Here is a 21,186-nt window from a genome sequence, read left to right as displayed (position 1 = left end):
CGTTCAGGCGTCAGCCGCTGCGCCAAGTGTCGGATCGAGCCGGGCGGTCTCCACCGAGGCGTAAAGCTCAGCGATGCTGCGCGGGTCGGCGAGGTCACGCTTGGTGAGCTCCTGAATCCGGCGAATGCGGTAGCGCACGGTATTCGGATGGACGAAAAGCCGGGCCGCGGTCGATTTCGCCGAGCCACCCTCGGCGTACCAGGCGTGCAGCGTCTTGAGGAGCACGTCCTGCTCCGCCTTCGGCAGCTCCAGCACTCCGGAAAGCACCTCGCGGGCCAGTTCCCTGGCCAGTTCGCGGCTGCCCGCGACCAGCGTGGTGAGCGGCTGGTCGCCGAACCCGACAACACCGGTCTCACCCGCGGCCAGGCAGCGCCGGGCGATCCGCGCGCGGCGCAGCGCCGCCGGGATCCGCCGCAGCCCGGACACGGGTGGGCTCATGCCGATGCCGTGACCCGAGCTGTCGAGGGCTTCGCGCAGCGCCCGCAGGTCGGTGGCCCGCTCGACGGCGACGATGCCGATCTCGGCTTCGGGCAGGCTGCGCCACACCATCCGCCATCGCCGGGGGTCGACCAGCGCGGCGGACCGCTCGGCGCCGGGGGTCCGGTCGCTGAACACGACCACGAACGTCCCCGCCTGCGGCAGGTTCAGCGCCTTCGCCGCGTCGTCCAGCTCGGCCTGCTTGGTGAACCGGCCGTCGAGCAGCCCGTCGATGAGCCCAAGCCGGGCCTTCTCGTCGTAGCGCGCCGAGTGCGCCTCGAACTCGCTGTAGGCGGCGGTGATGACCGCCGAATAGCTGTCGATGATGCGCCACACGGTCGTGCTGACCGGCAGCAGCTGTTCCGGGGTGATGATGCCGGGCGGGATGGCCCGCTCCATCAGCGTCTCGTAGGTGAAGGTGCCCGCGATCCGGAACGCGCGCAGCACCGCCGAGAGCGGAATACCCTGCTTGGCCTGCGCGAGCCCGGTCTTGCGGACGGCCTCGACGGAGGCGTCCCTGCCCTCGATGAACGCGGTGAAGGCGTTGCGCAGGTTGACCTCGCACACCTTGCGCAGTTCGTCGGGCGCGGTGACGTTCACCCGGCGGTAGAACTCCTCTTTCTCACTGAGGAGGGCGGCCAGTTCGGAGGCAAGTTCCGGCAGCCTCGCCAGCAGCTGTCGCGCCAAATCGAGCAGCTCGGGAGGCAGCGGCGACGCTAACGTCGGGGCTCCCACGGGCACGACTGTAGCCTTCGCCGGCCGTTATGAATACCGAACGAAGTTCAGATTACCCACGGGTACCAATTCGTGACCGCGGGCGTCATCGGGTTCAACGACGCCGTTCGGGACCGGTTACGCGATGATCTTCGCAGGTCAGAGGGTCACGCCGAGCGCGGCCAGCAGCGTGCGGAACTTGGCGTCGGTCTCGGCCAGTTCCGCGGCGGGCACGGAGTCCGGCATGATCCCCGCCCCCGCGAACAGCCGCATCCGAGCCGCCTCGACCTCCGCGCAGCGGATGGCCACGACCCACTCGCCGTCGCCCGCGGCGTCGCACCAGCCGACCACGCCACTGTAGAAACCGCGGTCGAACGGCTCGTGTTCGGCGATGACCGCACGGGCCGCCGCGGTCGGCGTCCCACAGACGGCGGGCGTCGGGTGCAGGGCCGCGGCCAGCCGCAGCGCCGACACGTCCGGGTCGATGAGCTCACCGGTGATGCGAGTCGACAGGTGCCACACGGTCGGCGTCTTGACCAGCGACGGTGTCGCCGGGACGGTCAGCCGCCTGCAGAAGGGCCGCAGCACCTCGACCACGGCCTCCACGACCACACGGTGTTCGCCCTGGTCCTTGGCCGAGGCCAGCAGCGCGGCCGCGACCTTTTCGTCGGCGACCGCGTCGATACCCCGGGGAACCGACCCGGCCAGGGGGTTGGACACGACCTGGTCGCCGGTGCGGCGGAGCAGCAGTTCGGGGCTCGCGCCCAGGAGAGCGCGGCCACCCAGAACAGGACCGAGGTCGGCGGCGTAGGTGAAGCCGATCGGGTTGGCCGCGGCGAGGCCGGGAAGCAGGCGGGCGATGTCGACGGCGTCGTCGAATTCGAGCTCGATGGCTCGCGCCAAGACGACTTTGCGCAGGTCAGAATCACTCCGCAGCCTGCGGACGACCTGCTCGACGGCGTGCACGTAGGCCGCGGGTTCGGGAATCGGCGTGACGCGCGGCGCATGGGTCCATGGCGTGGCGGGCCGCGAGGACGCAGGGCCGCCACGGCGGACCGCCGCGGGGATGACCAGCCTGGGCTGGGCGTCGGTGTCGAACGGGAGGACGCCGACGGCGACCGGCACGGCCGTGTCGAGCAGCAGCTTTCCCACCCGGGCCGCGAGTTCGTCGGGGTCCGGTTCGGTGACGACAGCCTGGCAACCGGTGGCGAGCAAGGTGGCCGACGGTCCGGCGAGCAGGAAATCACCCGGCCGGTAGTCCTCGACCAGCGCTGGCGGTCCGTCGGCTGTCACACGTCCATCATGCCCAGCCGGGGGCACGCCCGCGGTATGGCCTTGCCCACCGCCACCGCCGGCGGGCGGCGTCGCCGCCGCCCACCAGCGGTGATGGGCAAATCAGTTGAGCGCGTCGATCAGCGCTGCGCGCTGCCGGTCGCCCAGGCCCGCCGCGCGGCGGTCCGGGTCGATACCGGACTGCTCCAGCAGGGCAGCGACCTTCACCGCACCCAGACCCGGCACGGCCTTGAGCAGCGCCGCGACCTTGGTCTTGCCGATGGTCTTGTCGTCCTTGGCCTTGCCGAGCACAGACGCGATGGTCCGCTCACCGGACTTGATCGACGCCAGCAGCTCGGAGCGCGCCTTGCGGGCTTCGGCTGCCTTGGCGAGCGCGTCAGCGCGCTGCTCGGGAGTCAACGTGGGCAGAGCCAACGTGGTAGTCCTTCCTTCTTCACCCGCCGCGGTAGCGGAGGGTCAGACAAGTTGTCTGGCGTACACCTTTGGCTACCGAGGGTCACTGAGGGGGGAAACAGATCCCACCCTCCACTAAGGATGCGACCCCGGTCGCCGGATGCCTTTCACCAGTAAACGACACCTCGTTGGGCAACATACCCCCGACACGCAGAAACCTCCTGCTGGGAGCACCCCGACAGGGTGTCGCGACACAGCGTGACAGCAAGATCAACATGAGGAAAGTCCGGATTTCGGTGATGTCGCGGCGGCCCCAGGCGCACTATCGTTGCCCATTACCAGCCAGTAGTCGGGGTCCGATTCCGCGTTTTCTTCACCCCAGGGAGCTTGATCGACGATGTTGAGCACCATGCAGGACGCCCAGCTGTCCATCGCCACGCTGCTGCGCCACGGGGCCACCGTGCACGCAGGCAGCGAGGTCGTGACCTGGACCGGGACCGAGGGCCGCACCACCACGTTCGCCCAGGTGGGAGCCCAGTCCGCCCGGCTGGCCAACGCGCTGCGCGGCCTCGGTGTGACCGGTGACCAGCGGGTCGCGACGTTCATGTGGAACAACGCCGAGCACCTCACCGCGTACCTCGCGGTGCCCGCCATGGGAGCGGTGCTGCACACCCTCAACGTCCGGCTGTTCCCCGAGCAGCTGACCTACATCGCCAACCACGCCGAGGACCACGTCGTCATCGTCGACGCGACCATCGCGCCGCTGCTGGCGAAGGTCCTGCCGACGTTCGAGACGGTCAAGCACGTCATCGTGGCCAACGGCGACGCCGCCGGGCTGACCGCGCCCGAGGGCGTGCAGGTTCACTCGTATGACGAACTCCTCGCGGCCCAGTCCGACCAGTTCGAGTGGCCGGAGATCGACGAACGCTCCGCCGCCGCGATGTGTTACACCTCGGGCACCACCGGCAACCCCAAGGGCGTCGTCTACTCGCACCGCTCGATCTGGCTGCACTCGATGCAGGTCTGCGCGGCCGACGGCATGGGCCTGTCGTCCGGGGACCGCTCGCTGGTGATCGTCCCGCAGTTCCACGCGATGTCCTGGGGCATGCCGTACGCGGCGTTCATGTGCGGCGCCTCGCTGATCATGCCCGACCGGTTCCTGCAGCCCGAGCCGCTGGCCAAGCTCATCGAGGCCACCCGGCCCACCCACTCGGCGGCCGTGCCGACGATCTGGCAGGGCGTGCTCGCCTACCTCGACCAGCACCCGGCCGACCTCAGCTCCCTGCGCGAGGTCATCGTCGGCGGCTCGGCCTGCCCGCCGTCGATGATGCACACCTTCGCCGAGAAGTACGGCATCCACATCGTGCACGCCTGGGGCATGACCGAGACCTCGCCGCTGGGCACGCTGTGCCGCCCGCCTGCCGGGCTGTCCGAGTCGGAGACCTGGGCCTACCGCTACACCCAGGGCAGGCTGCCCGCGGGCGTCACGGCCCGGCTCATCGGCGACAACGGCGAAGAGCTGCCGTGGGACGGCGAGAGCGTCGGTGAGCTGGAGGTCGCCGGACCTTGGATCACCGGGTCGTATTACCGGCTCGAGGAGGACGGCGAAGGCGCCGAGAAGTTCGACGACGGCTGGCTGCGCACCGGCGACGTCGGCACGCTGACGCCGGACGGCTTCCTCACCCTGACCGACCGCTCCAAGGACATCATCAAGTCCGGCGGCGAGTGGATCTCCTCGGTCGAGCTGGAGAACCACGTGATGGGCCACCCGGCGATCGCCGAGGCCGCGGTCATCGGCGTGCCGGACGACAAGTGGGACGAGCGCCCGCTGGTGGCCGTCGTGCTGCGCGAGGGCGCCACCGCCGAGCCCGCCGAGCTGCGCGAGTTCCTCTCCGACAAGGTCGCCAAGTGGCAGCTGCCGGAGAACTGGACGTTCGTCTCCGAGGTGCCCAAGACCAGCGTCGGCAAGTTCGACAAGAAGGTCCTGCGCGCCCAGCACGCCGAGGGCAAGCTCGACGTCCGACACCTGGACTGACCGACAGCCGGGCAGGGTGGCGATCGGGCGCGCGCGTACAACTCACTATGTAGGGTTTGCGCAGATCCCAGGAGGTGACCCACCCTGCCCGCCACGTCTCCGCGAGACCGCAAGCTCAACGCGACCTCGTACGTTGTGCTCGGGATGCTGTCGCACGGCCCCGCCACGAGCTACGACCTCAAGCAGCGGGTCGGTTACACGATCGGCAACTTCTGGGCGTTCGCCCATTCCCAGCTCTACGACGAGCCCGCGCGGCTGGCCGAGGACGGCCTGGTCACCGCGTCCGTCGAAGAGGGCGGCAGGCGCAAGCGGACCTACTCGATCACCCCGAAGGGCCGTGAGGCGCTGGCGAAGTGGCTGGCCTCGCCGACCCCGGAGCAGACCGAGGTCCGCGACCTCGGTCTGCTCAAGCTCTTCTTCGCGTCCTTCGGCGACGAGGGCAACCTGCTGGACCTGGCCCGCGCCCGGTACGCCTCGCACAAAGCCCGGGCGGACGGCTACATCGAACAGCACGAGCGGATCATCAACCACGCCGACAAGTGGCAGGTGAAGTCCCTCGAACTGGGCATCCGGTTCGAGCGGGTCGTCGAGGAGTTCTGGTCGGACTTCATCGCCGAGCTGGAAGCCGAAGAGCAGAAGTAACCCCGTGTTCTCGGACGCCGACTACCCCGCGCTGCCGTATCCCGGCGGCTGCCCCGCGTTCTCCTACGTGCACGTCGACGGCCACGGCTGGCCGCTGCGCGCCGACCCGGCGGGCTGGCGGGTCGGCGACGTGGAACTCGACGCCTGGCTCACCGAGCACGGCGCGCCGGTCCAGGCCGAGCGGGTGCCGGTGCTGGCCTACGGGTCGAACGCGTGCCCGTCGAAGCTGACGTGGCTGCGGGCCGAGCTGGCGATGCCGGGCCCGATGGTCGTCCTTCGGGCGCGCTGCGAGGGCCTGGCGGCGGTGTGGGCGGCGGGGCTGCGGGTCGTCGACACGTCCCGGCCCGCGGTCTTGGCGGCCCTGCCGGGAACCGAGTCGCACGCGGTGCTGCTGGCGACTCCGGCGCAGGTCAGGGCTATCGACCGGTGCGAGGGCCGCGGCGAGCGCCACCACCTGGCCCGGGTGCTTTCCGGCCGGGTCACGCTGGAGAACGGCGCCGTCCTCGACCGGGTCCTCGCCTACGTCGGCGCGACCCCGGCCCGCCGCCCACTGCTGGTGGACGGGGCCATGGTCCGGTGTTCAGCCCCGGCCTCCCCTGGCGTCGCCGCCACCACGGACGGCCTGACCGTGGAGGTGGTCACCGGCGACCCGGACCCGCGGGACTTCCCGGGCTCGCTGTTCGTCTACGGCACCCTGCAACCCGGAGCGTCGGCGTGGGACGTGCTCGCCCCGGCGGCCGTCGGCCCACCGCGTCGCGCGCGCGTGCGCGGGGAGCTGTTCGACACCGGCCAGGGCTACCCGGCACTGCGGCTCGGCGACGGCCCCGGCGTGTCCGGCTGGGTGATCGATCTGGCCTCGGCGGAGTCACTCGCGGTGATCGACGAGTACGAGGGGTCGCAGTACCGGCGGGTCCGCGCGGTCTTGGACGACGGTTCACTGTGCTGGACCTATGAGTGGATCGCCCCGGACGACGGCTTGATCGCACTGGCCGAGCCCTGGCCATCGCACCCCCCGATGGGGTGATCCACGTGGACACCACCAGCCGGGGACAAGAGTCGGTTTGATCTACGAAAGGTCACCTGTTTCCCGCCGGATCGGGCGAGAACCACACGAACAGGGCGCACTCACCCTTCTTTCGGTCCAACTCTCGACCAGGCGCGGGTGAGGCGGTTCCAGTGCTCGCGGTTGCGGACGGGGCCCAGTGGAGTGACCGTGTCCGCATGAGACCGCAGGACCTGATCGGCCACGATGTGTACGACCCACAAGGCCGCAAGATCGGCCGGGTCGGGACGGTGTACCTCGACGGCTCCACCCATGAACCCGGTTGGGTGACGGTGAAGACCGGCCTGTTCGGCCCCAAGGAAAGTTTCGTGCCCCTGACCGGCGCACACCCAGGCGACCAGGGCCTGCAGGTGGACGTCGGATTGGACAAGGTGAAAAACGCCCCGCAGGCCGCGGGCACACTGTCCGCGGCCGACGCGACGGCGCTTTATCGCTATTACGGACTGCCCGAAGCCCCTCCACCGATCCCGGTGCAGCGCACCCCGAAACCCTCCGATATCCCGCCACGCCGCCAACCGGCGTCCTGATCCCGGTGGGCGGCGGCGAGTCCCACCGCCGCCCATCTGGCCTTCTATTTTGAACGACCGGAAATACCGTCCGCGACTTCGCGACCGCCCGTCCCCCGACTTCTCGCGGCGCTTGAGCGGCCCGCATCCCGTGGGCGCGGCGGCGGCTCCAGCCCACCGCGATCCATCGCGTGAACACCCGACCCGAACCCAGTGGGCCGGTGATCCGCCCCCGCCGTTGGGTTGCGACGAGTCCCGGACGAGCCGGCCAATGGCCGGGCCGGGTTGCCCCCCCACCTTCCAAACCGGACGGGCCGAACCAACGGCCTGGTGGGGATCGCGCCCCGCCCACCTCCAAGCGCGACGACCGGCCCCGGCCCGGTCGAGTCACGCCCGCCCACCCATCAAACAGAACCGGCCAACCCCACCGGCCCGATCGAGTCGCCCCGCCCACCCACCAAACAGAACCGGCCAGCCCCATCGGCCCAATCGGGTCACGCCCGCCCTCCCCTGCCAAACGTGACGGGCCAGCACCAATTGCCTGTTTGGGTGGTTCGCCTTGATTTGGGGTGAAATGGACCTAAACTTTCGCGGCGCGGGGCAGTTTCTTCACCCTGCCCGCTTTACCCGCGCAGGTCCATTTCCGGGGTCCCCAAATCAAGGCGAACCACCCAAACAGGCACCCCACCCAAAACCAGCCAGGCACCCCGCCAAAGCCAGCCAGCCCGCGAATCCAAGCACCCAAGGGCCCTAACTCGCCAACGCCTGATCCCCAGTCAGGCGCACCGGCAACCGCCGAATCCGCACCACCCGCCGCAACTCCGCCGCGATCGCCTCATACTCATCCCCCCGACAAGCACTTTCCCGATACACCAACGCGATCCGCCGCCGAGGCGCGGGCGGCGCGAACCGGGTCACCGCCAGACCCGCCCGTTTCACCTCCACCGCCACCGCCGTCTCCGGCAGCACGGTCACGCCCATCCCCGCCGACACCAACTGCGTCAACGTCGTCAGACTCGCCGCCCGGGTCGCACCGGAAGCGTTGACGCCCTTGCAGATATCGAGAGTCTGATCGCGCAGACAGTGCCCTTCCTCCAACAGCAGGACATCCAGCTCCGGCAACCGATCCGACGCAAAACTGTCCATTGTGGACAACCTATGCCCGCGCGGCGCCACCAGAACGAAGTCCTCCTCGAAGATCGGGTCGACCACCAGCCCCCGAGTGTCGACCGGCACCGCCAGGATCGCCGCGTCGACCCGGCCCGCGCCCAGGCCGTCGAGCAGCGCCGCCGTCCGTTCCTCTTGGACCTCCACCGTCATCGCCGGGAACGCCTGCGCCAACCCGCGAAGCACAGTCGGCAGCAGGTACGGGGCGACGGTCGGGATGACGCCGAGCCGGATGGTGCCGCGGAACGGCTTGCGGGTCTCGTCCGCTTCGGACACCAGCGCCCCCAGCGCGTCGAGCACCGTTCGCGCGTGGGGCAGCAGACGTTCACCCGCTCGAGTGAGCATGACCTTGCGTGTGGTGCGTTCCACAAGCTTCGAACCGAGCGCTTCCTCGCAACCGGACAGCTTGGCCGACAACGTGGGCTGGCTCACCCCCAACTCCGCAGCGGCTTGGGTGAAGTGCAGAAACTCCGCGACCGCGACGAACGCGCGCAGCTGGCTCAGGGTTGGCCCCCCGGCATTGATCCCCATGGCCGATGAGTTTATGTACGACTCCTGATTTCTCGGATCAATGGGCGGCCGAGAGGATGGGGGCCTCCACAAAACGATCTTTAGGAGCACCCTTGCTTACCGTGGGCGACCAGTTCCCGGAGTACTCCCTGACCGCGTGCGTCGACCTCGACGCCGAAAAGGCCTTCGAGACGATCGATCAGAAGTCCCACCAGGGCAAGTGGCGCGTGGTCTTCTTCTGGCCCAAGGACTTCACCTTCGTCTGCCCGACCGAGATCGCCGCGTTCGGCCGCCTCGAGGCCGACTTCGCCGACCGTGACGCGCAGGTGCTCGGCGTGTCCGTCGACTCCGAGTTCGTCCACCACGCGTGGCGCAAGTCGCATGAGGACCTTCGCGACCTGCCGTTCCCGATGCTGTCCGACATCAAGCGTGAGCTGTCGGCCGAGGCGGGCGTGCTGGGCAAGGACGGCGTGTCGCAGCGGGCGACTTTCATCGTGGACCCGGACAACGAGATCCAGTTCGTGATGGTCACCGCCGGTTCCGTCGGCCGCAACGTCGAGGAGGTCCTGCGGGTGCTCGACGCGCTGCAGACCGACGAGCTGTGCCCGTGCAACTGGAACAAGGGCGCCGACACCCTCGACGCCACCAAGCTCCTCGCGGGCGTCTGACATGTCGCTCGACGCGCTGAAGAACGCCATGCCCGACTACGCCAAGGACACCAAGCTCAACCTGGGCTCGGTCATCGGCACCTCGACGCTGCCCAAGCAGCAGGTGTGGGGCGCGGCGCTCGCGTGTGCCGTCACCTCCCGCAGCGCCGAGGTGCTGCGCGAGATCGACGCGGCGGCCCGCGAGCACCTGACCGAGGAGGCCCGCGGCGCGGCGCTCTCGGCGGCGTCGATCATGGCGATGAACAACGTGTACTACCGGGGCAAGCACCTCATCGGCGACCCCGAGTACGCGAATCTGCCCGCGCGGCTGCGTATGCAGGTCATCGCGAAGCCGGGCGTGGACAAGGTCGACTTCGAGCTGTGGTGCCTGGCCGTCTCGGCCATCACCGGCTGCGGCGTCTGCCTGCAGTCGCACGAGAAGACCCTGCGGTCGAGCGGCGTCTCCCGGGAGACCGTGCACGAGGCCCTGCGGATCGCCTCCGTGATCCACGCGGCCGCCGTCACCCTCGACGCCGAGTCCGTCCTCTCCGTCTCGGTCTGACCCCGCGAGTCCCCACTTCCCGACGACGAGTTCTCACTTCAGGTGAGAACTCGTTGTCGTGGGGTGGGGACTCGCGGGTGTTTCGGGGTCAACTGGTGATGGTGAGAACTGCCTGTGGATGGATTTCTCCACGATCGCCGGAAATTTGCCAGGATCACCCCATGAGCACCGAACCCGAAGACCCGCTGGACCGGATCACCCTCAGCCCCCGCCGGTTCGCCGCCGTGCTGTCGGTGGCCGCACTCCTGCTGGGCCTGGTCTTGGCGCTCGTACCGGTCCGGGTGGCGAACGCCGACCTGGCGCGGCCGAAGGTCTCCTGCGGCAACACCTTCGGCGGGGCGGAGACGCGGTCGATCGTCAACGGCCTCGGCGAGAACTCCCAGCCGGTGACGATCGCCTACATCGATTTATGCGAGCGCGCGATCAGTGAGCGCACCACGGTGTCGTGGACACTGCTGTTCGGCGGGCTGATCGCTGGAGTTGGGCTGGGGGTGGTTCGCCGACGCACCTAGGCCTTGGTGGGCTTTGGGCGCCGGGGTGCCTGTTGGGGTGATCCGCCGACGCACCTAGGCCTTGGTGGGCTTTGGGCGCCGGGGTGCCTGTTGGGGTGATCCGCCGACGCACCTAGGCCTTGGTGGGCTTTGGGCGCCGGGGTGCCTGTTGGGGTGATCCGCCGACGCACCTAGGCCTTGGTGGGCTTTGGGCGCCGGGGTGCCTGTTGGGGTGATCCGCCGACGCACCTAGGCCTTGGTGGGCTTTGGGCGCCGGGTGCCTGTTTGGGTGGTGCTGGTGCGCCCTTGCCCTTGCCGCGTGCCCCTTCCCTAGATGAGTTTGCCCGGGTTGAGGACGCCCTCCGGATCGAGTTCCCGTTTCACCGCACCCAGCACCTCCACGCCCAGCGGGCCGATTTCGCGCGGTAGGTAAGGCGCGTGGTCGACGCCGGTGGCGTGGTGGTGGGAGATCGTTCCCAAGGAGTCAGTGGAGATCGCTTCGCAGGCGGCCTGTTTGGCCTTCGCCCACTGGGCGACCGGGTCGTCGAGGTCGCGGGCCACCAGGGTTGTGAAGTACAGGGAGGCGCCGGTTTCGTAGGTGTGCGAGATGTGGCAGGCCACCACCGGCCGATGCGCCTCAGTCGTCAGCGAGGTGGTCAAGGCGTCCCGGACGGTGTCGCGGAGAGCGTCGAGTTTCGACCAGTAGGTGGCGGTCTCCAGGGTCTCGACGCACACCCCGGCGTCCATCAGGGCGTCGCGCTGGCGGGGGCCCGCGAAGCGGCCGTGGCGCCAGGCCGCGCCCGCTGCCTGGCCGAGCGAGACGGTCTTGTGCTCGCGCAGCGTGCGCAGGGTGGCGCGGCGGGCGGCGGACAGGTCGGCCTTGGTTCGGCCTTCCCAGCCGATGATGAGCAGGCAGGGATCGGTGATGCCCCGCGTCCTGAGGTAGGCGCGGACGGCGTTCATCTTCCAGCCGCCCTTGAGGGCGAAGCCGACCTCGGTCTCGGTGGGGTCCGACAGCCGGGTGACAGTGCCGCGCGCGCCGTTCTGGGCGAGGGCCCGGACGGCGGCGGCGCCCGCGGACCAGCCGTCGAGGACGAAGCCCTCGTAGCGGTCGAAAGCCGGGATGGGACGCACCCGAACGGTCACCTCGGTGATCACACCGAACGCGCCCTCACTGCCGACGATGAGCTGCTTGAGGTCCGGTCCGGCGGCCGACGCGGGCGACACCCCGACGTGCCACTCGCCGCGGGGGGTGGCGAGGCGGACGCCTTCGACCATGTCCTCGAAGCGGCCGTAGCCCGCCGATGCCTGACCGGAGGAGCGGGTCGCGGCGAAGCCGCCGATGGTGGCGCGCTCGAACGACTGCGGGAAGTGGCCGAGGGTGAACCCGTGCTCGGCCAGGAGCCGCTCGGCTTCGGGCGCGACGACCCCCGCCTGCAGCACCGCGACCCGGGAGACCGGGTCGACCGACACGAGCTTGTCGAGCCGCATCAGGTCGAGTACGACCACCGACGCCTTTTCGCCGCGCAGCGCCTGCACGCCGCCGACGACGGACGTGCCGCCGCCGAACGGGACGACGCCGACGCCGTGCTCGGCGCACACCTCGATGACCCGCTGCACCTGCGCGGGGTCCGCGGGCACCACGACCGCGTCGGGCGCGGTGACCTCGCCGCCGCCGCGGTGGCGCAGCAGGTCGAGGTAGGACAGCCCGCCGGTCCGGCCGAGTCGGGCGTCGCGGTCGAGCAGCACGTGCTCGTCGCCGACCACGGCGGCCAAGGCGGCGCGGGCGGCGTCGGGCAGCGCCGAGTCGGCGACCGCGAGCGCGGAGTCCGGCGCGGCGGGCGTGTCCCGGGCGACCAGGCCGGTGCGCTCGGCGAGCCACTTGGCCGCGTGCTCGGGCAGGTCGGCGGCGCCGCCGCCGGACGGCGTCCAGCTTCCCCGGACGAGGTGGTCGAGGTGGTCCACAGGCAGGTTCACAAGCTAGAGTGTGACACATGACGGCAAAACGTCACACAACTTCCCCCGCACGGGTGGATGACGACACCCTCCTCGACGCCGCCCGCGCCTGCGTCCTCGACCAAGGCGTCGGACGCACCACGCTGACCGACGTCGCGCGCCGGGCCGAGGTCAGCCGGATGACGCTCTACCGCCGGTTCCCCGACGTCCGGACGCTGATCACCAACCTGATGACCAGGGAGTTCGCCCTCATTCTCGACGAGGCCCAGCAAGGTGTCAGCGGCCTCCCGACCGCCCGGGAACGGCTGGTCGCCGGTGCCGTGGCGGGTATCCGCGCCCTCGTCGCCGACCCCCTGATGCGCACGATCCTCGACCGCGACGGCGCGCTCGTGCTGCCCTACGTCGTCGAGCGCCTCGGCTCGACCCAGCGGCTCGCCGAGTACTTCCTGCAGGCGCAGCTCGTCGCGGGCCACGAGGACGGTTCGGTCCGCCGCGCCGACCCGGCCGCCCAGGCCCGCGCGACCCTGCTGCTGCTGCAGTCCTTCGCCCTGTCGCACGCCCCCGCGACCGCCGACGTCGACTCCGACCTGCTGTTCGGCGAACTCACCCACATACTCGACACAAGTCTGCGACCGGAGCGGCCATGATCCAGCGCAACACCGCCCTCAACGCCCAGCGGCGGGCGAACGACCTCGAGGCGCTCGACGCGGGCGAGGTCGTCGACGTGCTCGTCGTGGGCGGCGGGGTCACCGGCGCGGGCGTGGCGCTCGACGCCGCCTCCCGCGGCTTGTCGGTCGCCCTCGTCGAGGCCCACGACCTCGCCTTCGGGACGTCGCGCTGGTCGAGCAAGCTCGTCCACGGCGGCCTGCGCTACCTGGCGAAAGGCGATGTCGGCCTGGCCCACGAGAGCGCGGTCGAGCGCGGCATCCTCATGACCCGCACCGCCCCACACCTCACCCGGGGCCTGCCCCAGTTGGTCCCCCTGCTGCCCGAGGTGTCCACTCGCGACGCCGGACTCATCTTCGCCGGCCTGAGCGCGGGCGACATCCTGCGCCGGGTCGCGCGCACCCCGTCGAGCCTGCTTCCCCGCCCGCACAAGGTGTCCGGCCCGGAAGCGCTGGCCCTGGCCCCCGGCCTGCGCCGCACCGGCCTGCGCGGCGGACTGCTGTCCTTCGACGGCCAACTCGTCGACGACGCCCGCCTGGTCGTCGCCCTGGCCCGAACGGCGGCGGGCTTCGGCGCCCGGATCATCACCCGGGCCCGCGTGCTGTCGCTGACCGGAGGCGGCGCCGAGATCGTCGACGGACTCACCGGCCAGTCCGTCGACATCCAAGCCCGCAGCGTGATCAACGCGGCGGGCGTCTGGGCGGGCACCCTGGTCGACTCGGTCCGCCTGCGCCCGTCCCGCGGCTCCCACCTGGTCCTCGACGGCGCCCGCATGGGCATCTCGAACACGGCGCTCACCGTGCCGGTCCCCGGCCACTTCGGCCGCTACGCCCTGGTCCTGCCCCAGGCCGACGGCCGCGTCTACCTCGGCCTCACAGACGAACCGGTCGACGGCGAGATCCCCGACGTGCCCACGGTCCCGGAGTCCGATGTGGACTTCCTGCTCGACGTGGCCTCCAGCGTCCTGGAACATCCGCTGACCCGCGACGACATCCTGGGCCGCTTCGCCGGTCTGCGCCCCTTGATCGACATTCCGGGCACCAGCAAGCGAAGCGCCGACCTCTCCCGCCACCACGCCGTCGTGCGGGCACCCAACGGCGTGGTCACCGTCGTCGGCGGCAAACTCACCACCTACCGCAGGATGGCCGCCGACGCCGTCGACGCCGTGGACTTGCCCGCGGGCCCCTCGGTGACGAAGTCACTCCCCCTGGTCGGCGCCGCCCCCCGGGCCGAGTTGTCCACTGTGGACGCCCCGGCCCGGTTGCGGTTCCGCTACGGCACCGAGGCCGCCACCATCCACGCCATGGGCGAACTCGACCCGACCCTCGCCGAGCCGGTCGCACCGGGAATCCCGTTGACCGCAGCGGAAGTCGTGTGGGCGGTCCGCCAGGAGGGTGCGCTGGACGCCGCGGACGTCCTGCACCGCCGCACCCGCATCGGTTTGGTCCCAGCCGAGCTGGAGGTCGCCATGCCCGCGGTGACCGACCTCGTCGCCCGCGCCCTGAACGGACTCACCCAGCAAGCCTGACTCAGCCGAAGCACTCCTGGCCGCTGATCGCGAGGCCAAGCTCGCGGAGCTTGCCGGACTTGTCGAACAGCATCGTGTAGTAGGCATTGACATTGCCCGGGACCTTGACCACGTGACCGTTGACGACCTGCTCGATCGCGGGATACGCCGCGGAAACCTGCTCCTTGGTCGAGCCAAGGTGAATCCCCTCCGGCGTGCGCATGTCGCCCACCGCGAAGAGCGACGAGACGCCCTTCGTCGAGGAGATTCCAACCGGGAAGCTGTTCTCCGCGACCTTGTACGCCTTGTACTTGTGTCCGGCGCAGCCGCTCGGGGCAGCCGGGGCGTCGGTGATCAGGCCGGTGGCGAGGGCGTTGGCCCGTGACATCCCGAGCTTGAGTGCGCCGAACCCGTCCGGCCCGAGCGTCGGCGCGGCCGGGGCCTTGGTGGTCGTCCCAGGCGGGGCGGACGAAGTGCTGGGAACCGGACTCGCGACGGTCGTGGTGACAGCGGACGTAGCCGACGTGGCCGTCGCACCCGAAGAACCCGCGCCGACGGAGGTGGATGCGCAGCCCACGAGCGCGAAGCCGCCCAGAGTGACAGCGGCGATGAGCGTGATTCCCTTGCGGTACAAAGACATGGTGTGCTCCTGAAGCTCTGGCGGCCACCTCGCGGGCCGTCGACACCAGGAACACGCCACCGCCCGGCACCCGGTTGCCACCGAGTCCGAACCGTGACAAACCAGGCGATCCCGCTCCCCGAAGCGGGACCGCCCGACCGACTACGACCGCGACATCGTCGGCGGCCCGAACGAGTCGAACGCCTCCATCAGCGACCCCCACTGCGCCAGGAAGTACATGACCCCGGCGAGCATGTTGTCCACCGGCGCCCAGATGTTCGGGTGACCCGGCAGCTGGTGCTGCTGGAACACCGGGTCTGTGATCTGCGTCAGCCCCTTGGGCGGGAATCCGTTGGCCGCGTTGGGATCCTGCAGATCCATCGCGTGCGGGTTGCCCCCCGAGGCGCGGTCGACGATGCGGGCGATCTGCTCCGCGTCGATCTTCGACGGCTCGACCCCGTGGTTGATCAGGATCTCCACGGCGTCGCCGATCCAGCGGGCGCGGTCGACCCGCGACGCCGGGGCGCCCTGGTCCGGCGGCGGGCCGCTGGGACCGAAGCTCGGCACCGGGGAAGGCGAACCTGGCGCACCGGTGGTCGGGTAGCCCGGCCTGCCCGTGCCCGCACCGGTCGGTGGCTGGTAGCGGCTGGGCACCGGCTGCGCGGTGTGCGTGTAGTTCGGCTGCATCGTCGACGTGCCCGGCCGGTACTGGTCGTAGTTGTAGTCCCGGTGCGTGGTCTGGGTGTAGTTCCCGGCGGGCGCGGTGGCCTGGCTGTACTGCCGGTTCGCCGCCGCGTCGATTCCGGTGGTGTCGATGGCCGCGGGCTGGGTGGTGTTGGCGCCCCGCGTGCGGTTGGCGCGGCCGCCGATGGTCTCCAGCAGCTGCTTGACCGCCTTCGCCAGGTTCACGATCTTCTGCACCGTCTGCATGATCTTCTGCAGCGACGAGATGAACTTCTGGATCTTGCCGATGATCTTCTGCGCCGTCTGCACCGCCTCGGCCACCGACTGCACGATGCCCTGGGCGATGCTGGCCCCGAAGCTCAGCCAGGCCGCGGCCAGCGCCTCGATGATGATCATGATGACTTTCTGGACGCACTTGTTGATGAAGTCCAGAACCGTCTTGCGCACCTCGGCGAGCAGTTGGCCCGCGCCCTGGATGGCCTGGCCGATGCCCTGGCTGACCTGCGCCAGCGCGTCGAGACCTTGGGCCTGGGTGGCGCTGGCACTGCGATAGGAGTCGCTTGCCGTGCCGTGCCAGTTGCACGTCTCGGTCCGCGCGGCCTCCCGGTAGCGCTCGGCGACCGCGGTGATCTCCGTGCCCGCCTTCATCCAGCCCTGCGCGCTGCCCGTGATCGAGTTGACGTCGCCGAGCAGGGCGTCGAACGGCTCGCGCAGGAACGAGATGTGCTCGATGATCCAGCCGAACCCGGCGCCCGCCGCCGCGCCCAGCGGGTCGCCCGCGATGCTGATGACGTCCATCGCCACGTTGCTGATCGCCATGCCGGCGTCGAGCCAGTCACCGCGCTCGATGGCGTCCTTGGCGCTGCGGACGTCGTTGGTCAGGTTGGCGGCGCCCTGTTCGGCGGTGGGCGCCGAACTCGTGGTCGTGGTCATGCGCCCACCTTCCCGCTGAGGGTCGCCGTGATGTCGGCTTCGATGCTCGAGTACTGGTCCGCCACGGCCTGCAGGCCCTCGCGCACGTCGTCGACGGCGGTCGCGACCTTCGCGATGCCCTGCACGACGTCCCCGCACGCGCTGAGGATCGCCGAGGCGAAGAACTGTCCGATGACGCCGTACGCGCCGTCCGACACCGACTGCGCGGCGCCGGTGGCCGACCGGACCTGCGCCGCGCAGGCCGCGACGGTGCGGGAGTGCACCCGAACCTCGGCCACGTTGACGGAGAAACCGTTGCCCATGTGATCCGCCGTTCCCTAGTTGACGACTTCGGGTGGGTTGTCGAAGTACTCGTCGTCGGCCCTGGTGTCGCGCTTGAGTTCGACGTTCATCGGCTCGTCGGCACCGTCGCTCGTGTGGCCCTCGGGCAGGTGCGCCTTGACCACGTCGAGCGCGGCCCCGTCGCCGATGAACTCCTGCATCGCCACGACGACCTGTTCCCCGGCGGCGCGCTGCGCCTGCCGGGTGAGTTCCAGGATCTGCCGAGCGAGGTGCTCAGGCTCGATGTCGCGCACCCCCGGGCGCAGCACCAGGCCGGTCGTCGCGCCGCTGGCGTTCACCCGCACGGTGATCTCGCCGTCCTGCGACGTCGCCGACCCGCCGACTTCCCGCAGCGCCTTGTCGGCTTTCGCCGCACCGGCCGCGGCCTGCTTCAGTTTCTCGTCGTACTGCGCGAGCCACTGCTCAGGGTTCATCCTCGCCCCTCCAATGGTCCTACCAGGATCATTCGCAAATCTTGGACGGAGGATCCTCCGATCGGTTCCCCTTCGGGGACGAATTGGTCAACTCGTTTGCAGGCGCACCCGGCCGGGCCACCGTTCGTGACCGGGACACGGAATACTGGCCAAGACGGTGAAGGCGGGAGGGGTCGGCGTGCCTGTTGCGGCGGTGCTGGAGATCGACCGGGTCTCCAAGCGCTACGGCGACGTCCTGGCCTGCGACCACCTCACCTTCGGCGTCCGCGGCGGCGAGCTGTTCGGCTTCGTCGGCGGCAACGGCGCGGGCAAGACCACCACCATGCGGATCGTGCTCGGGGTGACCGCCGCCGACGCGGGCGAGGTCCGCTGGAACGGCGTCGCGCTGGACCACTCGGCGCGCAGGCGGTTCGGCTACCTGCCCGAGGAGCGCGGCCTCTACCCGCGGATGAAGGTCCTCGACCAGCTCGTCTATCTGGCGGAGCTGCATGGTTTCGGCGTCAACGAGGCCCATCGCAACGCCGAGACCTGGATCGCCCGGCTCGGCCTGCGCGAGCACCGCGACGACGAGGTGCAGAAGCTGAGCCTGGGCAACCAGCAGCGCGTGCAGCTGGCCGCGGCGCTGGTCCACGAGCCGGATGTGCTGGTGCTCGACGAGCCGTTCTCCGGGCTCGACCCGATCGCCGTCGACGTGCTGGCCGCGATCCTGCGCGAGCGGGCCGACACCGGTGTCCCCGTCGTGTTCTCCAGCCACCAGCTCGACCTGGTGGAGCGGCTGTGCGACCGGATCGGGATCATCCGCGACGGCCGGATGGTGGCCTGCGGGACCGTCGACGAGCTTCGCGCCGGGAGCGGGACCACCCTCATCGTGCACGCCCCCGCGGCCGCGGCCGGGTGGGCCGACGATGTCGAGGGTGTGTCCGTCGTCGAGTCCCAGGACGGCCGGACGAGACTGCGGCTGGCCGACGGCGCCGACGACCAGCCGGTCCTCGCCGCCGCGCTCGCCACCGGGCCGGTGCACGAGTTCAGCAGACACCGCCCGTCCCTGACCGAACTGTTCTGCGACGTGGTTGGAGCGCAGCCGTGACCGGCCGGGAGCTGTCCGCCTCGCGCACCGTGTGGCTGGTCGCCCGCCGGGAGCTCAACACGCGGCTGCGCACCAAGTCCTTCCTCATCGGCACCGCGGTGTCGCTGGCCGTGCTGATCGGCTTCGTGCTGATGCAGAGCACCCTGTTCGCGGGCGAGTCCACCAGCCGGGTGGGCTTGTCCGGGCAGGCGACGTCGATCGCGGGCAGGCTTGCCGCGGAGGCGGAGGCGGCGCGCTTCACCGTGCGCACCAGCACCGTCGACGACCTCGCCAAGGGCGAGGCGATGGTGGCCGACGGCGAACTCGACGTGCTCGTCAGCGGCGCGCCATCGGCATTGCGGGTGCTGGTCCGGGAGAACCTCGACGAAGACCTGCGCAAAGCGCTGAACACGTTGGTGCAGGAGCAAGTCCTGCGCGCCCAGCTCGCCGCGGTGGAAGACCTCGACCCCGACCAGGTCCTGGCGACCGTGGCCGACGCGACGGTCGACGTGCGGGCGCTGGGCCCCACGGACCCGAACCACGACCAGCGGCTCGCGGTCGCCCTGGTCATCGTGGCGATGCTCTACATGGCTTTGTTGCTGTACGGAACGATGGTGGCGCAAGGGGTCGTGGAGGAGAAGTCGAGCCGGGTCGTGGAGATCCTGCTCGCCACGGTCCGGCCGTGGCAGCTGCTGCTGGGCAAGGTGCTCGGCCTCGGCCTGGTCGGCCTGACCCAGTTCGCGGTGATCGGCACGGTCGGCCTGGTCCTCGCGACCGCCACCGACGTCCTGACGATCACCGGCGCCGCCACGAGCACGCTGGTCTGGGGCCTGGTCTGGTATCTGCTCGGATATCTGTTCTACGCCACGGTTTTCGCCTCGGCGGGCTCGCTGGTGTCCCGCCAGGAGGAGACGCAGGCCGTGCTGCTGCCGGTGACCATGGTGCTGGTGCTGGCCTTCGTCCTCGGCTTCGGCCTGCTGTCGCGGGCCCCCAGCGGGACGGCGACGACGGTGTTGTCGCTGCTGCCGCCGTTCGCCCCGATCCTCATGCCCGGCCGGATCGCGCTCGACGCCGTGGCGGGCTGGCAGGTCGCCCTGGCGATGGCGTTGACGCTGGTCTCGGTCGCCGGACTCGCCTGGCTCGGCGGACGCATCTACGCGGGCGCCGCGCTGCGCACCGGCTCCCGCCTCAAACTGCGGGACGCGTTGCGGCCCTAGCCTTTGATCGCCGCGTACCGGTCGAGCGCGACCTGCCGCTCCTGCGCGTGATCGACGACCGGCTCCGGGTACCCCTTGACGCCGGACGGCTTGTGCACGGCTTTCCCCGGTATATCCCGGAGTTCGGGAACATACCGGCGCACGTAGTCGCCGTTCGGGTCGAACTTCTCCCCCTGGGACGTCGGGTTGAACACCCGGAAGTACGGTGCCGCATCGGTTCCCGACCCCGCGGTCCACTGCCAGCCGTGCTGGTTGGACGCGAGGTCGCCGTCGATCAGGTGGCGCATGAAGTGCCGGGCGCCCCACCACCACGGCAGGTGCAGGTCTTTCACCAGGAAGCTCGCGACGATCATCCGCACCCGGTTGTGCATCCACCCCTCGGCGAGCAGCTGGCGCATCCCGGCGTCGACGATGGGGAACCCGGTCTTGCCTTGGCACCACGCGTCGAACAGGCCGGTGTCGTTGTCGTGGGTGATGCGGTCGAACTTCTTGTCGTAGTTGGCGCGGGCCGTTTCCGGCCGGTGCCACAACACGTCGGCGTAGAACTCGCGCCAGGCGAGTTCGGACCGGTAGACGTCGTGGTTCTCGCCGAGGTCGGCCAGCAGCGTGCGGGGATGCACACAGCCCCAGCGCAAGTACGCCGACATCCGGCTCGTGCCGTCCAGATCCGGCCGGTCCCGATCCCGGGCGTAGTCGTCGAGGCGGTCACGAAAGTCCTCCCAGGCAAGCAAAGCATCCCGCTCACCGTGCGAGTCGCCTGCGGGCAACCCAGTCCCGGCGTCCACCCAGTCCACTGTGGACGCATCGGTGTCGGCGGGCGCCCGCCACCCGTGGTCGAGCCAGGCCCGCTTGAACGGGGTGAACACCTTGTACGGCTCACCATCGGCCTTGCGTACCCGCCCCGGCGCCACCGCGTACGGCGACCCGGTCCGGACGAAGTCCACCTCCAGCGCCGCCTCCACCGCCGCGTCGCGTTCCCGGCCGTAGGGCCCCATGTCCGCGGACACGTGCACCGACCCGGCGCCGAACTCCGCGACGACCCGAGGCACCACCTCGACCGGCTTCCCGCGCACGACCATCAGCCGACCGCCGAGTTGATCGTTCAAATTGCGCAGGCAGTTATAAAGGAAGTCGACGCGCGGCTTGCCCGCGGGCCCGAGCAGCACGTCGTCGAGCACGAAGAGCCCCACAGCCGAGGGGGACCGTTCCGCCGCGGCGAGCAACGCGGGATGATCACCGGTGCGCAGGTCGCGGCGGAACCACACGATGGACGGATCGGCCAT

21 protein-coding genes are annotated in these 21,186 nt (G+C 70.2%); 11 read left to right on the top strand and 10 right to left on the bottom strand.

Features of this window, described 5'->3' with window-relative positions; genetic code table 11:
- Nucleotides 1–3 precede the first annotated feature (3 nt).
- The 3 genes from C8E96_RS11165 to mihF all read right to left on the bottom strand — a co-directional run bounded on the left by C8E96_RS11165 (nt 4) and on the right by mihF (nt 2,898).
- The gene (locus C8E96_RS11165; RefSeq protein ID WP_091379076.1) at nt 4–1,212 is read right to left on the bottom strand and encodes a PucR family transcriptional regulator; all 1,209 of its coding nucleotides are present in this window, start codon (nt 1,210–1,212) and stop codon (nt 4–6) included.
- Nucleotides 1,213–1,350: 138 nt separating this feature from the next.
- Entirely contained in the window at nt 1,351–2,484 is a 1,134-nt protein-coding gene (locus C8E96_RS11160) for an isochorismate synthase (protein WP_091379079.1), read from the bottom strand.
- 102 nt (nt 2,485–2,586) lie between these two features.
- The gene (mihF, locus tag C8E96_RS11155; RefSeq protein ID WP_091379082.1) at nt 2,587–2,898 is read right to left on the bottom strand and encodes an integration host factor, actinobacterial type; all 312 of its coding nucleotides are present in this window, start codon (nt 2,896–2,898) and stop codon (nt 2,587–2,589) included.
- Nucleotides 2,899–3,274: 376 nt separating this feature from the next.
- On the opposite strand from mihF, the gene C8E96_RS11150 reads away from it, so the two are divergent.
- The 4 genes from C8E96_RS11150 (at nt 3,275) to C8E96_RS11135 (ending at nt 7,144) form a co-directional block, all read left to right on the top strand.
- Entirely contained in the window at nt 3,275–4,912 is a 1,638-nt protein-coding gene (locus tag C8E96_RS11150) for a long-chain fatty acid--CoA ligase (RefSeq protein WP_091379085.1), read from the top strand.
- A gap of 144 nt (nt 4,913–5,056) precedes the next feature.
- Nucleotides 5,057–5,554, top strand: a complete 498-nt coding sequence (locus tag C8E96_RS11145; RefSeq protein ID WP_133794344.1) for a PadR family transcriptional regulator — start codon at nt 5,057–5,059, stop codon at nt 5,552–5,554.
- A 4-nt stretch (nt 5,555–5,558) separates the two neighbouring features.
- Nucleotides 5,559–6,578 carry a gamma-glutamylcyclotransferase family protein gene (locus tag C8E96_RS11140; RefSeq protein ID WP_091379092.1) on the top strand — a complete coding sequence of 340 codons (1,020 nt, stop codon included), beginning with the start codon at nt 5,559–5,561 and terminating at the stop codon, nt 6,576–6,578.
- Nucleotides 6,579–6,775: 197 nt separating this feature from the next.
- Nucleotides 6,776–7,144: a PRC-barrel domain-containing protein gene (locus C8E96_RS11135; protein WP_091379096.1), complete on the top strand. Its 369-nt coding sequence runs from the start codon at nt 6,776–6,778 to the stop codon at nt 7,142–7,144.
- Nucleotides 7,145–7,873: 729 nt separating this feature from the next.
- On the opposite strand, the gene C8E96_RS11130 is transcribed toward C8E96_RS11135, so the two are convergent.
- Nucleotides 7,874–8,821: a hydrogen peroxide-inducible genes activator gene (locus C8E96_RS11130; RefSeq protein WP_091379100.1), complete on the bottom strand. Its 948-nt coding sequence runs from the start codon at nt 8,819–8,821 to the stop codon at nt 7,874–7,876.
- A 101-nt stretch (nt 8,822–8,922) separates the two neighbouring features.
- Here C8E96_RS11130 and C8E96_RS11125 point away from each other — a divergent pair, with 101 nt between their 5' ends.
- The 3 genes from C8E96_RS11125 to C8E96_RS11115 all read left to right on the top strand — a co-directional run bounded on the left by C8E96_RS11125 (nt 8,923) and on the right by C8E96_RS11115 (nt 10,521).
- On the top strand, nt 8,923–9,468 hold the full coding sequence (locus tag C8E96_RS11125) for a peroxiredoxin (RefSeq protein WP_324187076.1): 546 nt from the start codon (nt 8,923–8,925) through the stop codon (nt 9,466–9,468).
- Nucleotide 9,469: 1 nt separating this feature from the next.
- On the top strand, nt 9,470–10,009 hold the full coding sequence (locus C8E96_RS11120; RefSeq protein ID WP_091379111.1) for a carboxymuconolactone decarboxylase family protein: 540 nt from the start codon (nt 9,470–9,472) through the stop codon (nt 10,007–10,009).
- 161 nt (nt 10,010–10,170) lie between these two features.
- Complete coding sequence (locus tag C8E96_RS11115) at nt 10,171–10,521, top strand: hypothetical protein (RefSeq protein WP_091379116.1); 351 nt, start codon at nt 10,171–10,173, stop codon at nt 10,519–10,521.
- A 309-nt stretch (nt 10,522–10,830) separates the two neighbouring features.
- Here the strand turns inward: C8E96_RS11115 and C8E96_RS11110 are convergent, their stop codons facing one another.
- Nucleotides 10,831–12,477, bottom strand: a complete 1,647-nt coding sequence (locus C8E96_RS11110) for an FAD-binding oxidoreductase (protein WP_228770054.1) — start codon at nt 12,475–12,477, stop codon at nt 10,831–10,833.
- A 17-nt stretch (nt 12,478–12,494) separates the two neighbouring features.
- On the opposite strand from C8E96_RS11110, the gene C8E96_RS11105 reads away from it, so the two are divergent.
- Nucleotides 12,495–13,103 (top strand): TetR/AcrR family transcriptional regulator, encoded by a 609-nt coding sequence (locus C8E96_RS11105; RefSeq protein ID WP_091379123.1) that lies wholly within the window; start codon nt 12,495–12,497, stop codon nt 13,101–13,103.
- Complete coding sequence (locus C8E96_RS11100) at nt 13,100–14,650, top strand: glycerol-3-phosphate dehydrogenase/oxidase (protein ID WP_091379126.1); 1,551 nt, start codon at nt 13,100–13,102, stop codon at nt 14,648–14,650. Before C8E96_RS11105 ends, C8E96_RS11100 begins: the two co-directional genes overlap by 4 nt.
- A 1-nt stretch (nt 14,651) precedes the next feature.
- On the opposite strand, the gene C8E96_RS11095 is transcribed toward C8E96_RS11100, so the two are convergent.
- From C8E96_RS11095 to C8E96_RS11080, 4 genes are all read right to left on the bottom strand, one after another.
- Nucleotides 14,652–15,269, bottom strand: a complete 618-nt coding sequence (locus C8E96_RS11095) for a hypothetical protein (RefSeq protein ID WP_091574865.1) — start codon at nt 15,267–15,269, stop codon at nt 14,652–14,654.
- A 141-nt stretch (nt 15,270–15,410) separates the two neighbouring features.
- Nucleotides 15,411–16,865 (bottom strand): hypothetical protein, encoded by a 1,455-nt coding sequence (locus C8E96_RS11090; RefSeq protein ID WP_091379133.1) that lies wholly within the window; start codon nt 16,863–16,865, stop codon nt 15,411–15,413.
- Nucleotides 16,862–17,167 carry a type VII secretion target gene (locus C8E96_RS11085; protein WP_091379136.1) on the bottom strand — a complete coding sequence of 102 codons (306 nt, stop codon included), beginning with the start codon at nt 17,165–17,167 and terminating at the stop codon, nt 16,862–16,864. The genes C8E96_RS11090 and C8E96_RS11085 overlap by 4 nt, the downstream gene beginning before the upstream one ends.
- A gap of 15 nt (nt 17,168–17,182) precedes the next feature.
- Entirely contained in the window at nt 17,183–17,620 is a 438-nt protein-coding gene (locus C8E96_RS11080; RefSeq protein WP_091379139.1) for a YbaB/EbfC family nucleoid-associated protein, read from the bottom strand.
- Between the two features lie 178 nt (nt 17,621–17,798).
- On the opposite strand from C8E96_RS11080, the gene C8E96_RS11075 reads away from it, so the two are divergent.
- Both C8E96_RS11075 and C8E96_RS11070 read left to right on the top strand, forming a co-directional pair.
- Nucleotides 17,799–18,707, top strand: coding sequence for an ABC transporter ATP-binding protein (locus C8E96_RS11075; protein WP_228770055.1), 909 nt, complete (start codon nt 17,799–17,801; stop codon nt 18,705–18,707).
- Nucleotides 18,704–19,903, top strand: coding sequence for an ABC transporter permease (locus C8E96_RS11070; RefSeq protein ID WP_228770056.1), 1,200 nt, complete (start codon nt 18,704–18,706; stop codon nt 19,901–19,903). The genes C8E96_RS11075 and C8E96_RS11070 overlap by 4 nt, the downstream gene beginning before the upstream one ends.
- Here C8E96_RS11070 and C8E96_RS11065 read toward each other — a convergent pair.
- On the bottom strand, nt 19,900–21,186 hold the full coding sequence (locus C8E96_RS11065; RefSeq protein ID WP_091379142.1) for a cryptochrome/photolyase family protein: 1,287 nt from the start codon (nt 21,184–21,186) through the stop codon (nt 19,900–19,902). The two genes, C8E96_RS11070 and C8E96_RS11065, sit on opposite strands and share 4 nt — an antisense overlap.

The organism is Actinokineospora alba (genome assembly GCF_004362515.1).
GTDB lineage: Bacteria > Actinomycetota > Actinomycetes > Mycobacteriales > Pseudonocardiaceae > Actinokineospora > Actinokineospora alba.
The sequence above is the reverse complement of the archived record's forward strand: the minus strand, read 5'-3'. Positions and strand labels throughout refer to the sequence as shown.

Bases quoted from the DNA above. Each gene is read 5' to 3' on its own strand.
- C8E96_RS11150 (WP_091379085.1), top strand. From the start codon at position 3,275: ATGTTGAGCACCATGCAGGACGCCCAGCTGTCCATCGCCACGCTGCTG.
- C8E96_RS11145 (WP_133794344.1), top strand. From the start codon at position 5,057: ATGCTGTCGCACGGCCCCGCCACGAGCTACGACCTCAAGCAGCGGGTC.
- C8E96_RS11135 (WP_091379096.1), top strand. From the start codon at position 6,776: ATGAGACCGCAGGACCTGATCGGCCACGATGTGTACGACCCACAAGGC.
- C8E96_RS11130 (WP_091379100.1), bottom strand. From the start codon at position 8,821: ATGGGGATCAATGCCGGGGGGCCAACCCTGAGCCAGCTGCGCGCGTTC.
- C8E96_RS11120 (WP_091379111.1), top strand. From the start codon at position 9,470: ATGTCGCTCGACGCGCTGAAGAACGCCATGCCCGACTACGCCAAGGAC.
- C8E96_RS11115 (WP_091379116.1), top strand. From the start codon at position 10,171: ATGAGCACCGAACCCGAAGACCCGCTGGACCGGATCACCCTCAGCCCC.
- C8E96_RS11105 (WP_091379123.1), top strand. From the start codon at position 12,495: ATGACGGCAAAACGTCACACAACTTCCCCCGCACGGGTGGATGACGAC.
- C8E96_RS11100 (WP_091379126.1), top strand. From the start codon at position 13,100: ATGATCCAGCGCAACACCGCCCTCAACGCCCAGCGGCGGGCGAACGAC.
- C8E96_RS11095 (WP_091574865.1), bottom strand. From the start codon at position 15,269: ATGTCTTTGTACCGCAAGGGAATCACGCTCATCGCCGCTGTCACTCTG.
- C8E96_RS11090 (WP_091379133.1), bottom strand. From the start codon at position 16,865: ATGACCACGACCACGAGTTCGGCGCCCACCGCCGAACAGGGCGCCGCC.
- C8E96_RS11085 (WP_091379136.1), bottom strand. From the start codon at position 17,167: ATGGGCAACGGTTTCTCCGTCAACGTGGCCGAGGTTCGGGTGCACTCC.
- C8E96_RS11080 (WP_091379139.1), bottom strand. From the start codon at position 17,620: ATGAACCCTGAGCAGTGGCTCGCGCAGTACGACGAGAAACTGAAGCAG.
- C8E96_RS11065 (WP_091379142.1), bottom strand. From the start codon at position 21,186: ATGGCCGATCCGTCCATCGTGTGGTTCCGCCGCGACCTGCGCACCGGT.